General features: G+C 56.2%; 14 protein-coding genes. 10 read left to right on the top strand and 4 right to left on the bottom strand.

From position 1 onward, the window contains the following. Window positions 1–13: 13 nt before the first annotated feature. Both N0M98_RS02125 and N0M98_RS02120 read right to left on the bottom strand, forming a co-directional pair. Window positions 14–793, bottom strand: a complete 780-nt coding sequence (locus tag N0M98_RS02125) for an RNA polymerase sigma factor (protein ID WP_259616801.1) — start codon at window positions 791–793, stop codon at window positions 14–16. A gap of 252 nt (window positions 794–1,045) precedes the next feature. After that, window positions 1,046–1,309 carry a DUF2573 family protein gene (locus N0M98_RS02120; protein WP_249862072.1) on the bottom strand — a complete coding sequence of 88 codons (264 nt, stop codon included), beginning with the start codon at window positions 1,307–1,309 and terminating at the stop codon, window positions 1,046–1,048. A gap of 348 nt (window positions 1,310–1,657) precedes the next feature. On the opposite strand from N0M98_RS02120, the gene N0M98_RS02115 reads away from it, so the two are divergent. From N0M98_RS02115 to N0M98_RS02105, 3 genes are read left to right on the top strand one after another with little or no spacing between them, the layout of a single operon-like run. Beyond that, complete coding sequence (locus N0M98_RS02115; RefSeq protein WP_375295436.1) at window positions 1,658–2,455, top strand: alpha/beta hydrolase family protein; 798 nt, start codon at window positions 1,658–1,660, stop codon at window positions 2,453–2,455. A 54-nt stretch (window positions 2,456–2,509) separates the two neighbouring features. Beyond that, entirely contained in the window at window positions 2,510–3,922 is a 1,413-nt protein-coding gene (locus N0M98_RS02110) for a DEAD/DEAH box helicase (RefSeq protein ID WP_249862074.1), read from the top strand. Between the two features lie 46 nt (window positions 3,923–3,968). Then, the gene (locus N0M98_RS02105) at window positions 3,969–4,508 is read left to right on the top strand and encodes a hypothetical protein (protein ID WP_249862075.1); all 540 of its coding nucleotides are present in this window, start codon (window positions 3,969–3,971) and stop codon (window positions 4,506–4,508) included. Window positions 4,509–4,667: 159 nt separating this feature from the next. On the opposite strand, the gene rsgA is transcribed toward N0M98_RS02105, so the two are convergent. Further along, window positions 4,668–5,729, bottom strand: a complete 1,062-nt coding sequence (rsgA, locus tag N0M98_RS02100; RefSeq protein WP_259616874.1) for a ribosome small subunit-dependent GTPase A — start codon at window positions 5,727–5,729, stop codon at window positions 4,668–4,670. 299 nt (window positions 5,730–6,028) lie between these two features. On the opposite strand from rsgA, the gene N0M98_RS02095 reads away from it, so the two are divergent. Beyond that, complete coding sequence (locus N0M98_RS02095; RefSeq protein ID WP_259616799.1) at window positions 6,029–7,822, top strand: ABC transporter ATP-binding protein; 1,794 nt, start codon at window positions 6,029–6,031, stop codon at window positions 7,820–7,822. Between the two features lie 77 nt (window positions 7,823–7,899). On the opposite strand, the gene N0M98_RS02090 is transcribed toward N0M98_RS02095, so the two are convergent. After that, on the bottom strand, window positions 7,900–9,513 hold the full coding sequence (locus N0M98_RS02090) for an FAD-dependent oxidoreductase (RefSeq protein ID WP_259616798.1): 1,614 nt from the start codon (window positions 9,511–9,513) through the stop codon (window positions 7,900–7,902). A 282-nt stretch (window positions 9,514–9,795) separates the two neighbouring features. On the opposite strand from N0M98_RS02090, the gene N0M98_RS02085 reads away from it, so the two are divergent. The 6 genes from N0M98_RS02085 to N0M98_RS02060 all read left to right on the top strand — a co-directional run bounded on the left by N0M98_RS02085 (window position 9,796) and on the right by N0M98_RS02060 (window position 14,790). Further along, window positions 9,796–11,751: an S-layer homology domain-containing protein gene (locus tag N0M98_RS02085; RefSeq protein WP_259616797.1), complete on the top strand. Its 1,956-nt coding sequence runs from the start codon at window positions 9,796–9,798 to the stop codon at window positions 11,749–11,751. Between the two features lie 220 nt (window positions 11,752–11,971). Beyond that, on the top strand, window positions 11,972–13,231 hold the full coding sequence (ilvA, locus tag N0M98_RS02080) for a threonine ammonia-lyase IlvA (protein ID WP_259616796.1): 1,260 nt from the start codon (window positions 11,972–11,974) through the stop codon (window positions 13,229–13,231). A 135-nt stretch (window positions 13,232–13,366) separates the two neighbouring features. Beyond that, the gene (locus N0M98_RS02075; protein WP_259616795.1) at window positions 13,367–13,849 is read left to right on the top strand and encodes an RNA polymerase sigma factor; all 483 of its coding nucleotides are present in this window, start codon (window positions 13,367–13,369) and stop codon (window positions 13,847–13,849) included. Further along, a complete protein-coding gene (locus N0M98_RS02070; protein ID WP_259616794.1) occupies window positions 13,839–14,201 on the top strand; it encodes a hypothetical protein in 363 nt (120 codons plus the stop codon). The genes N0M98_RS02075 and N0M98_RS02070 overlap by 11 nt, the downstream gene beginning before the upstream one ends. Then, entirely contained in the window at window positions 14,198–14,506 is a 309-nt protein-coding gene (locus N0M98_RS02065; RefSeq protein ID WP_249862082.1) for a hypothetical protein, read from the top strand. Before N0M98_RS02070 ends, N0M98_RS02065 begins: the two co-directional genes overlap by 4 nt. Window positions 14,507–14,520: 14 nt before the next feature. After that, window positions 14,521–14,790, top strand: coding sequence for a hypothetical protein (locus N0M98_RS02060; RefSeq protein ID WP_259616793.1), 270 nt, complete (start codon window positions 14,521–14,523; stop codon window positions 14,788–14,790). Window positions 14,791–14,833 lie beyond the last annotated feature (43 nt).

Genomic DNA, 14,833 nt, shown 5'->3' with positions numbered 1-14,833 from the left:
CCCATCCTTTTCATCAAAATCGGATTTTGGAGCTGTCCAGGAGAACGCGCCGGTTATGACCGGCGTGCGCCCGCTGCTCCACGTAATCCGTCACATGGATTCGAATGCGCTCCTGCTGCAGTTTTTGCCGGGAACGGGAGATCGTTTTGTACACATTGGCGGTTGTCGTATTGAACAGGCCGGCGATTTCCTGAGGGGTGAGCTGACGGAAAAAGTGCGCCTCTACGAAGCTGCGTTCTTTGACGGTCAAGCAGTCCAGCAGACTGACAATGAACCGAACCGTTTCTTTGCGAAGCAGCCTTTCCTCGGGAAGCCAGGAAGCTTGCGGAGCCGAACCCGGCAGCGACGGCTGATCGGGTTCCAAGGCGATGAACGCCAGGATGCTGTCGAGATGATCCCAATCGACTCCCGAAGCGTCCTTAACGGCGCCTGAAGTCAGGCTGGTGAACGGCTGTTCCTTGCCGTAAGGGCCCCCTCGGCGAAGCTTCATCATCGCTTGATTGCGCACGATCCGATGCAGCCACGGGACGAAACGGCTGTCTTCGGTTAATGTCCCGAGACTCAGGAAAGCGCGGATCAAAGCATCTTGAACGATGTCTTCGGCCATATGGTGGTCCCTTGTGATCCCCGCGGCCCAGCTGTAGGCTATGCGCCGGTGCATCCTTACCAGCTTGCCGAACGCCTCGCTGCATCCTTGACGGGCCCGAAGGACGATATCGGCTTCCGGTTCCGCAGCCGCGGCCTCATCCTCATTGGAATCCGGCAGCGAGCTTTTTCCCATGTAATAAGTCATGTTTGAACGATTCCCCGCTTTCCGTTTCTTAAAACGCCCATTCAACGGCAGTCCATGCTTGGGACGGCTCTATGCTGCATAACGGGCATGCCTTGAGCATCGTTCCAAAAGCGGAAGCCTCCGATCCATATCGTATTGATGCCGTCCGCCGCTTATTTCTGACAAAGTAATAAAAAAAAGACTGGAACATGGAAGCCTCCGGTCTTAAGTTCAGCTGCAATATGATATTCTAGTGTCGTGAGAAGCGGCCGGTTACTCCGGCTCCTGAGCGTTATGGCGTTCTTTCAGCGCCAGGTTCAAGGAGCGAACCTCTTCGTACAAGCTTCTGACAGCCGCCTTGCCTTCCGGGTGGGTTTGATTCCAGTGATTTGCCAGCGCGGGCATGGATCTGTGAATATGGTTATAGACGGACCATACTTTTATTTTTTCCACCATTTCGGGGGATGTATCTCCTGTAAGCAGCTCGGCGAACTTTTCGACCAAGGCGTCAAATTCGGTTTGAAACTGGGGATTCATAGAAGCTCCACCTTTCAGAACATAATAGAAAGTAAATTTGTCGTAACAATAGTAAGTCTAGCGCACGAACGGGCTTCTGTCAAAAATTAGGGCAAGCGCTTATCGGGAAAGATGAATGCGGGAAAGGAGCCGCTGAACGGTATGAATGACGGACGAACTAAAGAAAAGACGACGGTGGGAGCCGGCGGCGGCGCAGTGACTTCTATATCGGAGGGCGCCGGCATAGGATGGACAACAGGAGGAGGGGCGCAGACTCCGGAAGCGGCCGGCGAAAGCGCCGCCGATTCCTGCGCCGCGAGCTCCTCTCCGGGGGAGGCGTTCTGCCGGAAACGCGAGCAGCCGAACGGCATGCTGCTGGAACGCGAGCCGCTCAAAAGCCGCTACAGAGACATCTTATTGTACAGGCTCACTTATGTCAGCGAAGGGCTGAGGGTCAAAGGCTATTTGGCGGTCCCTGCAGCCGCATCGGCTTTGTCGCCGTATCCGGGCTTAATCTACTGCCGCGGAGGCATCCGCAAGGTCGGCATGGTGCGCAAAAGACGCATTATGTCGATGGCTAGACGCGGGTATTGCGTTTTTGCGCCGTTTTATCGCGGCAACGAAGGAGGCGAAGGGCGCGAGGATTTCGGCGGCGAAGACCGCTACGACGTTTGCCATGCGATCACCCTCGTTCGCTCGCTGCCCGAGGTCAAGCGCGGGCCGGTTCCGCTCATCGGGTTTTCCCGCGGAGCGATGATGGCTTTGCTGGCGGCCAAGCAGTGTCCGGACGCAGGACCGGTGGTCGTCTGGGGCGGCGTCAGCGATTTGTTCCATACGTACGAAGAGCGGGTCGATCTGCGCCGTATGCTGAAGCGGGTCGTCGGCCATCCCCGCAAGCAGAGCGAGGCGTATGAAGAGCGCTCGCCGGTGTACTGGTTAGAGCGGATCTCTGTGCCTGTGATGATCGTCCATGGAACCGCCGATTCGCAGGTCGGCGTTGCCCAGGCGCGCAAGCTGGCGGAAGGGCTGGAGAGAGCGGGCAAGGATTACGCCATGGAGCTGTATGAGGGGCTGGACCACCGTTTTCCGAAGGAAGAGGACGAAAAGGCGCTAGATGCGGTGTTCGGCTGGATCACAGGGAAGCTGGCGCAGGCAGAGCAGGCTTGATGTTCCGCTTCTCCATTGGTATGATTAGGATGCTTTTGATGAAGGGGGAATTCGATGAATAACGGTTTTGCTACTTTACATATTGACGACATTTACGTTCGCAAGCTGCAAGCGTTGAATATTACGACGCCGTCGCCGATTCAAGCCGAAGCGATACCTGTCATTCTGGAGGGGAAGGACGTGGTTGCGCAGTCCCAGACCGGTTCCGGCAAAACGCTCGCTTACACGCTGCCGCTGCTGCATAAAATAGACAAGACATCCAAGGACGTGCAGGGTATCGTGCTGGTGCCGACCCGGGAGCTTGGCGTTCAAATCGTCTCTACGCTCGAACAGCTGACCGAGGGCAGCGGCATCCGTGTACAATCGCTGATCGGAGGGGCGGCCATCAGCAGGCAAATCGACCGGCTGAAGCTGCGCCCGCAGATTGTGGTCGGCACGCCGGGTCGGGTGCTGGAACTGCTTAAACTGCGCAAGCTGACCATGCATCACGTGCAGGTTGCGGTCGTCGACGAAGTCGATCAGGTGTTCGAGCTGGGCTCGATGCATGAGGTAGAGGCTATATTCAAAGGGATGCTTCGCGAGCGGCAGCTGCTGTTCTTCTCGGCTACGCTGCCGCCGCAGGTTCAGGCGGTGATCGACCGCTGGATGCGGGAGCCGGCGTTCGTGCAGGTGAATCCGGAGCAGCGCACGTCGCAGACGCTGGAGCATCAATACTTTGTGTGCGAGGAACGAGACAAGATCGACACGCTGCGCCGTATCGTCAGATTGTACAACCCTCCCGCGGCCATCGTCTTCATCAATGAAACCGATGACGTTGCCGAGGTCGTTAGCAAGCTGCAGTTCGCCGGACTGTCTATAGAGGCGCTGTACGGCGATGCGGGCAAACAGGATCGGGCCAAGGTGATGCAGGCGTTCCGGTCCGGCAAGTTCCAGCTGCTGCTCGCAACCGATATCGCCGCGCGCGGTCTTGATATCCCGCATGTGACCCATGTCATCAATCTCGATCCGCCGATCGATGCGGATCATTACGTTCACCGCGTAGGGCGTACCGGCCGGATGGGCAAGAAGGGGACGGCCGTCTCGATCATTACGCACAAAGAACGATTTATTATCAATAAATTTGCCAAAACGCTCGGCATTGACATCGAAGAAAAAGAGATGGCGTACGGGAAAGTCATCGACCCCGGCCAGCGGCGCGGCGCCTCCAGGGCGGTTCCGCGTTCGCGGGTGGAGCCTGCCGGACGCCCGGCGGCGGAGTCCGAGCTTGCGGAAAACCGCAAGAGCGCATCGGGCAAGTCGGCGGAGCCTCGCGCGAAGCTCTCCTCGCTTGCGGCCAAAGCCGCTCCGGGAGGCGCCGCCAAGCCGTCTTCGCCGCAGGCCAAGCGCAAGCCGGAGCGCGAGCGCGACCGCAAAAACAAGGGAGCGCCGCGCTGGCTGAAGGAGAAGCAGAACAAACCGAAGTCATAGATGTCTCCGGCGAGGGCGGATTCGGGAGAGGGGTTGGCTAAAGCCTATGGGAAAGCTGCTGCGGAGCATCGTCTCGCTGGCGATCGGCTGCGCCGTCATCGCCGCAATCGGATATTGGTATGTGCAGCCTGAGCGTCCATTGGATTTAACCTATTCGGAGCTGAAGGTGCGCGGCAAGCTGGCGGATATGATCGCCAGCCGCAAGCTGGAGGTGGAACTGACCGAGCCGGAAGTGAACAGCCTGCTTAAGAAGGCGCTTGCCGCGCATGCCCAAGTGACGCCGGATTTGGAAGTGACCGGAGCCGAGTTCAGCTTGGAAGGCAAGGAGTGGGTAGCGGATGTCAATTTGCTGTACAAGGGACAGTGGGAGGCTGCAGCCAGGCTGTATTTTACGATGTCATGGCAAGAGCCGTACCTCACGGCCGTTCATACGTCGACGAAGATCAAACGGCTATCCGTGCCATTGGACTGGTTCCGTCTTCAGCCGTTGAACGTCGAGCTGAACGATTATTTGCCGCGGCCGGCGGGGGTGCGTTCGGTCGCTTTCGAGGAGCATGCGGTGAGAGTCGGATTGAAGCTGAGATAGACGGGATAGGCGCATACAAGAGCACACTGCGGCAAGCGGCATCGGACAGGTTCGATGCCGCTTGCGGGACAGGTGCTTTTTTTGTCGTTACAGCGTATAACCCGGGTCCGCTGGGCCCGGGTTATCTTCGCTTGCGTGCTTATGCGTGCGTGCGGCCGGTTACCGGTTTGTCCGCTCACGCATGTCCTTATGAATCTTTTTCCAGCAGTCTTTCTCCGCTTTGGCGGCCGCCGTATCGGTCTTGCGCTCGATATAGGCGAGCTCCTTCTGCAGCTTCACATAGCCGGCGTAGCGTTCCCGCTCCAGCGTGCCGTTCGCAAGCGCCGCCTGCACGGCGCAGCCCGGCTCCGCCCGATGGCCGCAATCGGCGAATCGGCACCCGGCGGCCAGAGCGTCGATGTCCCGAAACGCCGCGTCCATCGAGTCGCCGCCTTCCCACAGCTGCAGCTCTCTCATGCCCGGCGTATCGATAATGAGCGCGCCGCATGGCAGGACGACCAGCTCGCGATGCGTCGTCGTATGCTTGCCGCGGTCGTCGTCCTCGCGCACGCCGCCCGTTTTTTGCCGCTGCTCGCCGTACAAGCTGTTGAGCAGCGTCGATTTGCCGGCGCCGGAGGAGCCCAGCAGAGCAATCGTCTCGCCGCGCTTCAGCGTGGCGATCATCTGCTCCGTGCCTTCGCCGATCAGGCTGTTCACCGTGTAGACGGGCACGCCGAAGGCGATCGTCTCCACCTCGCGCACCTTCGCTTCGACGTCGTCGCATAAATCTTTTTTGGTGAGCACGATTTCCGGCGCCGCTCCGCTGTCATAAGCGGTCAGCAAATAGCGTTCCAGCCGCCGCACATTAAAATCGCGGTTCATCGCCATCACGAGAAAGACGCGGTCGATATTGGTCGCGACGATCTGTTCTTCTACTGTGGAACCGGCCGCTTTGCGGGAAAATTTGCTTTTGCGGGCGTACACCCCATGGATGACCGCCTTGCGTTCGCCGGGCAGCTTCTTCATCCACACCCAATCGCCGACGGCGGGGTAATCGCTGCGTTCGCCCGCTTCAAACCGGTACTTGCCGGATAATTCGCCGAGCCACTCGCCGTCTTCGGCATAAATGCGGTACAAATGCTTGTGCTCCAAGGCAACGCGGCCGACGTCGTAATCTTCTTTCAGCTGTTCGACGAAAAACGGCTGAAAGCCGTATGCTTCTAAAGAGGTAAACTTCGTAATAATAACAACACCGTTCTTTCTACTAGATTAGTTCCGTCTGTCCGGACGGCAGTTCTCTCCGCGCGCACGGCGCTTATACCGCGTTCAATCATTACGCCTCACTCCGATCTGATTAGGATAGATTTAGTATAGGTAACCTGCGGGAACGGCAACAGGTAAAAAATCGCTATATCGATTTTTCACCGGCAGATTCGCGATGGGGCGGCGGGAACCGGTTCGTTTATATTCCGTTTATAAAACTGTCGTATTCTTTTCCCATAGAGAGCTGCACAGAAGTAAAAACGGATAGGAGTGCTGAAATGAAAGAACAACGAGCAACAGGCAGTTGGCGTTTATTTATGACTTTAATTCGGGAAACGAAGCCGTCCAAGTGGAAGCTGGGCATCGCGATCGCGCTTAGCGTCATTTCCACCGTGGTCGGGCTGATCGTACCGCTGTTCACTAAAAATCTGGTCGACAGCTTCTCGCTGACGTCGATCCGGCCGATGCAGATTGCGGCGCTGGTGCTCACCTTCTCCGCCCAGGCGGTTGCCGGAGGCCTATCGATTTATTTGCTTAACCATGTCGGACAAAACGTCGTGGCGAACCTGCGGGACCGGCTGTGGAAAAAGCTGCTGGCGCTGACGGTTCCTTATTACGACAACCACCGTACGGGAGAGACGATCAGCCGGATGACCAATGATACCGGGGTCGTCAAAGGGCTCATATCGGAGCATGTGACGAGCTTTTTTAACGGCATGATCTCGATTATCGGTTCGGTCAGCATTTTGCTGTATTTGGATTGGAAAATGACGCTGATCATGCTGCTGGCCGTGCCGCTGGCGATCCTGATTTTGGTGCCGATCGGGCGGCAAATGTTTGCCATCTCCAAAGGACTTCAGGATGAAACGGCCAAATTTACCGGGGTGCTGAGCCAGGTGCTGTCCGAAATCCGTCTTGTAAAGACGTCCAACGCCGAGCCGCTGGAATATGAGAACGGCAAGAGCGGCATTACGAAGCTGTTCCAGTACGGGGTTCGGGAGGGAAAAGTTCAGGCGATGATCGCGCCGCTCATTTCCTTCGTGCTGATGGCGCTGCTCGTCGTCATTATCGGATACGGCGGTATGCGGGTATCTTCGGGGATATTGACGGCCGGTGAACTGGTCGCATTCATCTTGTACTTGATCCAGATTATTATGCCGATCAACCAGATTACAACCTTCTTTACGCAGCTGCAAAAGGCCGTCGGCGCCACGGAGCGGATCATTACGACGCTGGAAGCGGAGGAAGAAGATATCGAACGCGGCTTGACGCTTGACAACGCCCATCAGCCGATCGTCGTCGATCATGTTACCTTCGGCTACGGAGGCGGCGAACCTGTGCTTAAAGAAATGGATTTCACCCTGCAGCCGGGCAAGGTGACGGCGATCGTGGGACCGAGCGGCGGAGGGAAGACGACGCTGTTCTCGCTGCTGGAGAGGTTTTATACGCCGCAGAGCGGGCAAATCCGCGTCGGCGGAAGAAAAATCGAAGACTATTCGCTGCATTCGTGGCGCAGTCAAATCGGCTATGTGTCGCAGGAGAGCCCGCTGATCGCCGGAACGATCCGAGACAACATCTGCTACGGCACGGACCGCCTCGTTACCGATGAAGAGCTGAAGCGGGCCGCTGCGATGGCGTATGCCGATCTGTTCATCGAAGAATTCCCGGAAGGCTACGATACGGAAGTCGGCGAGAGGGGCATCAAGCTTTCCGGCGGTCAGCGCCAGAGGATCGCAATCGCCCGCGCTCTGCTCAGAGATCCGAAAATATTGATGCTGGACGAAGCGACGTCGAGCCTTGACAGCAAATCGGAAATCGTCGTGCAGGAAGCGCTCAAAAACTTGATGAAAGGCCGGACGACGCTGGTCATTGCCCATCGTCTCTCCACCGTCGTCGACGCCGACCAGATTCTGTTTATCGAGAAAGGGCAAATTACAGGCCGCGGCAAGCATGAAGAGCTGCTGCAGACGCACCGTTTGTACCGCGAATTCGCCACCCGGCAGCTTCAGATCAAGGAGTCGGTTCCTCCGGTGCCTGCGCCCGAGGCGAGCGGCGGTGCTTGGGTGAATTGACGCGAGGCAGTTCTTACAACGGCAAAAAAAGCAGAGGGAGCTTGAAGAGCCCTCTGCTTTTTGTTTACCGCTGCGGTTTATTTTTTCCGTTTGTTCACATACGACGCGTACACAATTTCGCCCGTGTCGAGCTTGGCGATTTCATCGCTGGTCCAACCGGCGATCTTGTTGTTTCCTTTGACCCCGGTCAGCTTGATCTTATATTTGCTTTCGAGGTAGCTGTCGAGCGCGGGCATATCCGCTTCCTTCAGCTCGCGCAGCGCCTTCTTGCCGTACAGCTGGCCGAGCAGAATGCCGATCGTTTCCGCGGCAAGACTCGTATTCGGCTGAATGCGCGCGCTGCCGTAGGCGATGGCGGAGGCGCCGACATTTTTGCCGGCCATAATGACGTTGTCGTAATCCTTGAGCAGGAAGCTGCGCAGCGGCATGCCGTATTTGTCCGGGCGGCCCATCTCGATGCCCCATTTGTTGGCGCTTGTGCCTTGCAGGTCCAGCGGATAGCCGGCGATGCTGACGTTGTCCCAGAACATTTTGGCGCCGAGCATATCCGAAGGCTTCAGAACGTAATCCGATTCATAGTGATTGTATTCCCGTATGTACAAGTAGTTCGGGAAGCCGTTCAGCTCCGCATGCTCCCAGCCTGTGATGTTTTTGCGGAAATGCTCCAGGATGAGCGGGATTTCCTTCTTTCCGAGCTCCATCGCTTCCGCCACCGACTTATCGTCCGACGGATCGACGGTATAGATCAGGAAGGCGTTGATGGCGACTTGCCCGTCGCGCTGGTTGACCGCGTTGAGCCCTCGCAAAAACACCCGGTCATTGGTCGGCTTGTAGGCGTCCGTCATGCCGCTCAGTCCGATGGCGAAGCTTTCGTTGACGGAACCGCCGCCGTACTTGGCTCTGCGCTGCTCCGGCGTCATGTTGTTGAAGCTGGTCTTGAATTTTTCCCAATCGACGTTTTTGAACAGCATCATCATGCCGGAGCTCATATATTCAATGTTGCTTTGGCCGTAGAACTGCTCCAGTCCCGGCATCCGCTTCGACTGCAATTTGCCGAGCAGCGCGGCGAAGTCCGTATTGTCGACCCAGTAATCGGCCTCGATCTTTTTCTTGGCGCCGGACTTGTCGGTATAGATGACCGATTCGACGGCATGAGGTCCGAATTTGCCGGGCGCTTCCTGAACGCTCTGGATGCTGACGCCGGATTCGATAGAAATATCTTTGCTCAGCTTGTCGTAATATTGCTGAAACTCCGGGAGCTTGCGGATTTTGCCGTTGCGGAACCCGTCGAACAGCTCTTTGGCTCGTCCCTGCACCAACGAATGATACTGGTCGTCCCGCGTTTCGTCGAGAAACAGCATCTGCCCCTGGAGCAGCTGTCCGCCGATCGCATCCCGCGGGTCGAGCACCTTGACCTTCAGCCCCTCGTCGGCCGCCGCTCGGGCCAAATACATGCCTTCGAGCTCGCTGCCGAAGACCACAACGTCGGCGTGCTCCGATGGAATCGGCGGCTCGGGCGTCGGAGTCGGCTTCGGCGTCTGCGAGCTGCCGCCCGGCAGTGACTCCGGGGTCGCCGCGGCTTGAGGCTTGCCCTGATTCGTCCGTACAAACTGGATGGAGGACACCGCAGCCACGGCGATCAGCGCCAGTACGACGAGACCGACGGATAGTCTTTTTGCATTCCATTTCATGCTTCATTACTCCTTCCTGCTGCTTCGCGTAACCCCGAACCGTAAATAATCTCGGTAAAAAAGGCAGTACCCAAATAAGTCTATCATTTTTCCGATACGTGTTCAAAAGACCCCCACAAACATTTTTGGGGCGGCGAAACATTGTAGTAAATCCAGGAACACTTCGCGAAGGTTCTGATTCATTGGTTCTTAACCGAACTTATCCATTTAAGCGGAAGCTGCCTGCAGCGGCTGTCCGATGCTTAAACCGTCATACATTATTTATATAAGGGAGAAATGATGATGAACAACGCTTTTAAGAAGGTTATGGTAACGGGTCTTACTGCGGCCATGGTGCTCGGAGGATCTACCGCCGCATTTGCCGATAGCGGCAAAGGCAAGGGCAACGACAAAGACCGCGGCCGGGATGCGGTGCAAACGAAAGTAAACAGCGGCAAAGACGTATACATAAATAATTTGAACGTAAAAAACTTGAACATTAAGCTGTCTTTCGACGACGTGAAAGGCGCTGACGTGGAATGGGCGCAGCGGTATATTGCGAGTCTTGCTTCCAAGCGGGTATTCGAAGGGTATGAGGACGGAACGTTCCAGCCTCGTAAAACGATTTCGCGCATTGAAGCGATTACAGCGGCGGTTCGTCTGATGGGATTGCGCGATGAAGCGGAATCGACCGAAGCGATGCAATCTAACCTGAACTTCAAAGATGCGGATAAAATCAAGAAAAATTATCCTTGGGCCGTAGGATATGTTGCGGTGGCTCTGCAAAACGATCTGTTCGAGGAGTCCGACGATTCCGTTCAGCCGGATAAGGACGCCGACCGTCTCTGGGCTACGACGCTGCTTATCAAGGCGCTGAAGCTGCAAGACGAGGCCAAGACGAAAATGAGCACGAAGCTGAGCTTCAAGGACGCGTCCAAAATTCCCGCCGGCTCCGTAGGCTACGTGGAAGAAGCGATCGAGAAGAAGCTGGTGGACGGCTACGAGGACAACACATTCCGTCCGGATCGCTCCGTCACGCGCGCCGAGCTGGCGGCCTTGCTCGACCGTACGGGCGATCAGCTGCCGGATAACACGGCGGTCCGCGGGACGCTGACCGCAGCGGTCAGCAACAATATGCTGACGCTGACCTCCAACGGACAGCCGTACAGCGTCGAGCTGGACGCAGCCGCCTTCATCTTCCGCAACAATGCGAAAGTGGCGGCCTCCGAGCTGAGAGCGGGCGACCAAGTGACAGTCCGCACGTACGGCGGCAAAGCGATCTTCGTTGAAGTGACGAAGCTTGGAAGCGGCAGCGGCAACAGCGGCAGCTTACCCGACAATACGACGTTCGCGGCTACCGTGAACGCGGCGGTGAGCGGCAATAAGCTGACGTTTACGAAGGACAGCCAATCCTACACCGTAGAGCTGGCGTCCAACCCGACGATCGTGCGCAACGGCCGGACGGTGTCGGCTTCCGATCTGAGAGCGGGCGATCAAGTCAATATCCGCACGTATAACGGCAAAATTATTTTCGTCGAAGTGACGAAGCTGTCGGACAGCGACCTTCCCGACAATACGACATTCGCGGCTACCGTGAACGCGGCGGTGAGCAACAATAAGCTGACGTTTACGAAGGACAGCCAATCCTACACCGTAGAGCTGGCGTCCAACCCGACGATCGTGCGCAACGGCCGTACGGTGTCGGCTTCCGATCTGAGAGCGGGCGATCAAGTCAATATCCGTACGTATAACGGTAAAATTATTTTCGTCGAAGTGACGAAGCTGGCCGGCAGCGATCTTCCCGACAACACGACGTTTGCGGCTACCGTGAACGCGGCGGTCAGCAACAATGTGCTGACGCTGACCAAAGATAACAAAACTTACGACGTGGAGCTTGCTTCCAATCCGACAATCGTGCGCAACGGCCGTACGGTAGCGGCTTCCGAGCTGAAGGCGGGCGATCAAATCAATGTCCGCACCTATAACGGTCAAGTGATTTTCGTCGAAGTGACGAAGATGGTCGAAGAAGAAGTCGACTTTACCGTCATCGGCACCTTCAATTCGTATACGCTGAATTCCAACGGCTCCATCAATACGATTTCGATTAACCAGACGCTCGGCGACGGTTCGGTGCAAACGGCGGTTTACAACGTATCGTCGAGCTTAACGATCGAAGGCGACCAATCGCAGCTGACAACGGACCGTACGGTCGAGCTGCGAGGCAAAGATCAAGTGGTGCACACGATCGTCATTCGCTAATTCCTACTTTCGATAGAGAATAAGAAAAAAAGGTTAGATTACGCAAGGAGCAGCCTTCCCGTTCGAGCCGTCCGGCTCGGCGGGAGGGCTGTTCTTATTCACGGAACGAACTTCGGGGCGGGACGGCCGGTAATGTGAGAATTATGTTAAAGCCTATGGACAGCGGCGGACTTGGGTGTATAATAGATAAAATTACGTATAGATTAAACCGGAGGAAGTCATGGACAATCAATTACCGCAAGTTAGACTCGAAGATATCATCGTAGCCAGTCATGTGCTCAAAGACGTTATTCATCATACTCCGCTGCAAAAAAACTTCATTCTCTCGGAGAAATATAACTGCAATGTCTATTTGAAACGCGAGGATTTGCAGGTCGTCCGTTCGTTCAAAATACGCGGAGCCTATAATCTGATCCGCAGTCTGCCGGAAGAGAAGCTGCAGAAAGGCGTCGTTTGCGCGAGCGCGGGCAACCATGCGCAAGGGCTGGCCTATTCGTGCAAGGCGCTGCAAATTCCGGGTAAAATCTTCATGCCGACGACGACTCCGCGGCAAAAAATTTCGCAGGTGAAGCTGTTCGGCGGCCCGTTCGTGGAAGTGATTCTGACCGGCGACACGTTCGACGATTCCTTGAACGAAGCGGTGCGCTGCGCCGAGAAGGAAGGGATGCAGTTCATCCATCCGTTCGATAACCCGCAAATTATTGCGGGACAAGGAACGGTAGGGCTGGAGCTGATGAACGATATGCGCGAGCCTGTCGATTTCGTCTTCGCCGGCATCGGCGGCGGCGGGCTTGCAGCGGGCATTGCGACGTATGTGAAGGGCGTCAGCCCGTCCACCCGGTTTATCGGCGTCGAAGCGACCGGCGCGCCATCGATGCGCAATTCGATCGATCAGGGAGAAATCGTTACGCTGACGGAGATCGATAAATTCGTCGACGGAACCGCCGTGAAGCGGGTAGGCGAGCTGAACTACGACATTTGCCGCAGAGTCGTCGACGATGTCGTCGTCGTGCCCGAAGGCAAAGTGTGCACCACCATTTTGGAGCTGTACAATGAAAATGCGATCGTAGCCGAACCGGCGGGGGCGCTGGCGATTACCGCGCTCGATTTTTACCGCGAGCAAATCGCCGGCAAAAACGTCGTCTGCGTAATCAGCGGCGGCAATAACGATATCGACCGTATGCAGGAAATTAAAGAGCGCTCGCTCATTTACGAAGGGTTAAAGCATTATTTTACCGTAGAGTTTCCTCAGCGAGCCGGAGCGCTGCGCGAATTTCTCGACGAGGTGCTCGGACCGAACGACGATATTACCCGGTTCGAATATACGAAGAAGACAAGCAAGGAGAACGGGCCGGCGCTTGTCGGCATCGAGCTGAAGAACAAAGAGGATTACGGTCCGTTAATCGATAGAATGAATAATAAGGGAATCAAATTCGTTGAAATTAACAAAAATCCGCACTTGTTCAATCTGCTTATTTAGCGATACGGGTACGGACCCGTCCAATACCGTGACAACACCGCTTTCGGCATCCGAACCGAGGCGGTGTTTTTTTTGACCGAACCGAACTTTAACGCCGAATTTGGCGACTATAAAGGTGAAAGGACGGTTGGGGGGATGACATTCGACGAACTTTACGCATCGTATGCGGACAGCGTGTACTCGTTTTTACGGTTTAAAATCCGGGATGTTCACCTGGTCGAAGACATCTTCCAGGACACGTTCCTCACCGCATTCAAGGAAGTGGACCGCGGCGTGCAGCCGGAGCACCCGAAGGCATGGCTCCTCACCATTGCTCACCGGAGAATGGTCGACCGGCTGAGACGCGAGCCCGATGTCGGGGCCATGAGCGAGCAGGAGGAGGCGATAGGGACAGACAGGCAAGCCGATTGGGCGGAAGCGCTCTACGTGCGGGAGCTGCTGGGCAAGCTGGAGGAATCGTCGCGGACGATTCTGTACGGACTTTACGTAGAAGGGCTGTCGATCCAGGAAATTGCGGGAATGCTGGGGATACCCGAAGGCACGGTGAAGAGCCGATGCCATGCCGCCAAGAAGAAGCTGTCCGGCTGGATGAAGGAGGAGAACCGGGATGGAAATTGAAGAGAAGCGAGAATGGGCTTTGCGTTACGTTCAGGGACTTCTCGGGGAGCAGGAAAAGCGGACCGTGTTCGAGCTGATTTTGACGGATGCGGAGTTTAAGCGGTGCTTGAAGGAAGAAGTGGAGCTTTTCGCCAAGCTTCGGCAGCTCCGGTCTTCGCTGCAGCCGGACCGCAAGCGTGAGCTGCTTGCCGCGATCAAGCGGCAGGCCGCAGCGGATCGAAGCGATGCTGCGAACGAGGCGCAGGAGGAAGCCAGGCCCTGGATTTGGTGGAGCGAGCTGACGCTGCAGCTGACGCTTCCTCCGGTCATTTATCCTATGATGAAATTTTTACAAAGGAGATGTTTGACATGAGTAACGGAAACAACATTCCAACGAAAGAAATCGGCGAGCTGCTGGAGATCATATCGGGCAAAGCGCCCAAATTGGTGACGGATCTGCTATCCGCTTTGTATTCGGAGGAAGCGGGAGCGCGAATGGGGAAGGCGGTCGGAACCTTTTACAAAGAATTGATGGAAGCGGGGATTCCTGCCGACGAAGCGTTGAAAATGTCCAAGGACTATATGAATACGGTGAAATCGATCGCCGCGGAGCTGATCCCCAAAAACATCGTAAACCATAACAATGTAACCGGCGGCCCGACCCCGCCTCAATATTAAACGGCCCGATGAGCATGGTGAAGATCATCGTTCACGGCGCTTTGCTGATAGCCAAGACGCCGGGCTTGTGGCTCGGCTTTGTGCGGGAGCGTCGCAGCGGAGCCAGGGCGTTCGAGACGGAGCTGCTTAGCTTCGGGATGGAGCCGGAACAGGCGGCCGAGCTCGCCCAATGCTATAAAACGATGTTTATGCCCAAATGGAAGGACGCGTTTCGCAATATGAAGCGGATCAGCGGTGACGAGGGTAAAAAATTTCATACGGCCGATGCGCGGACGAAGGTCTAACATTCCGCATAACGCGCATCGCTCCGCTTCGTTTAGGCTGCCG

The organism is Paenibacillus doosanensis, assembly GCF_025060755.1.
GTDB lineage: Bacteria > Bacillota > Bacilli > Paenibacillales > NBRC-103111 > Paenibacillus_S > Paenibacillus_S doosanensis.
This window is presented reverse-complemented; position numbering and strand designations above follow the sequence as displayed.

Coding starts and splice junctions, on each gene's coding strand:
- N0M98_RS02125 (WP_259616801.1), bottom strand. CDS start 793: ATGACTTATTACATGGGAAAAAGCTCGCTGCCGGATTCCAATGAGGAT.
- N0M98_RS02110 (WP_249862074.1), top strand. CDS start 2,510: ATGAATAACGGTTTTGCTACTTTACATATTGACGACATTTACGTTCGC.
- N0M98_RS02105 (WP_249862075.1), top strand. CDS start 3,969: ATGGGAAAGCTGCTGCGGAGCATCGTCTCGCTGGCGATCGGCTGCGCC.
- ilvA (WP_259616796.1), top strand. CDS start 11,972: ATGGACAATCAATTACCGCAAGTTAGACTCGAAGATATCATCGTAGCC.
- N0M98_RS02120 (WP_249862072.1), bottom strand. CDS start 1,309: ATGAATCCCCAGTTTCAAACCGAATTTGACGCCTTGGTCGAAAAGTTC.
- N0M98_RS02115 (WP_375295436.1), top strand. CDS start 1,658: ATGCTGCTGGAACGCGAGCCGCTCAAAAGCCGCTACAGAGACATCTTA.
- N0M98_RS02065 (WP_249862082.1), top strand. CDS start 14,198: ATGAGTAACGGAAACAACATTCCAACGAAAGAAATCGGCGAGCTGCTG.
- N0M98_RS02095 (WP_259616799.1), top strand. CDS start 6,029: ATGAAAGAACAACGAGCAACAGGCAGTTGGCGTTTATTTATGACTTTA.
- N0M98_RS02070 (WP_259616794.1), top strand. CDS start 13,839: ATGGAAATTGAAGAGAAGCGAGAATGGGCTTTGCGTTACGTTCAGGGA.
- N0M98_RS02075 (WP_259616795.1), top strand. CDS start 13,367: ATGACATTCGACGAACTTTACGCATCGTATGCGGACAGCGTGTACTCG.
- N0M98_RS02090 (WP_259616798.1), bottom strand. CDS start 9,513: ATGAAATGGAATGCAAAAAGACTATCCGTCGGTCTCGTCGTACTGGCG.
- N0M98_RS02060 (WP_259616793.1), top strand. CDS start 14,521: ATGGTGAAGATCATCGTTCACGGCGCTTTGCTGATAGCCAAGACGCCG.
- N0M98_RS02085 (WP_259616797.1), top strand. CDS start 9,796: ATGAACAACGCTTTTAAGAAGGTTATGGTAACGGGTCTTACTGCGGCC.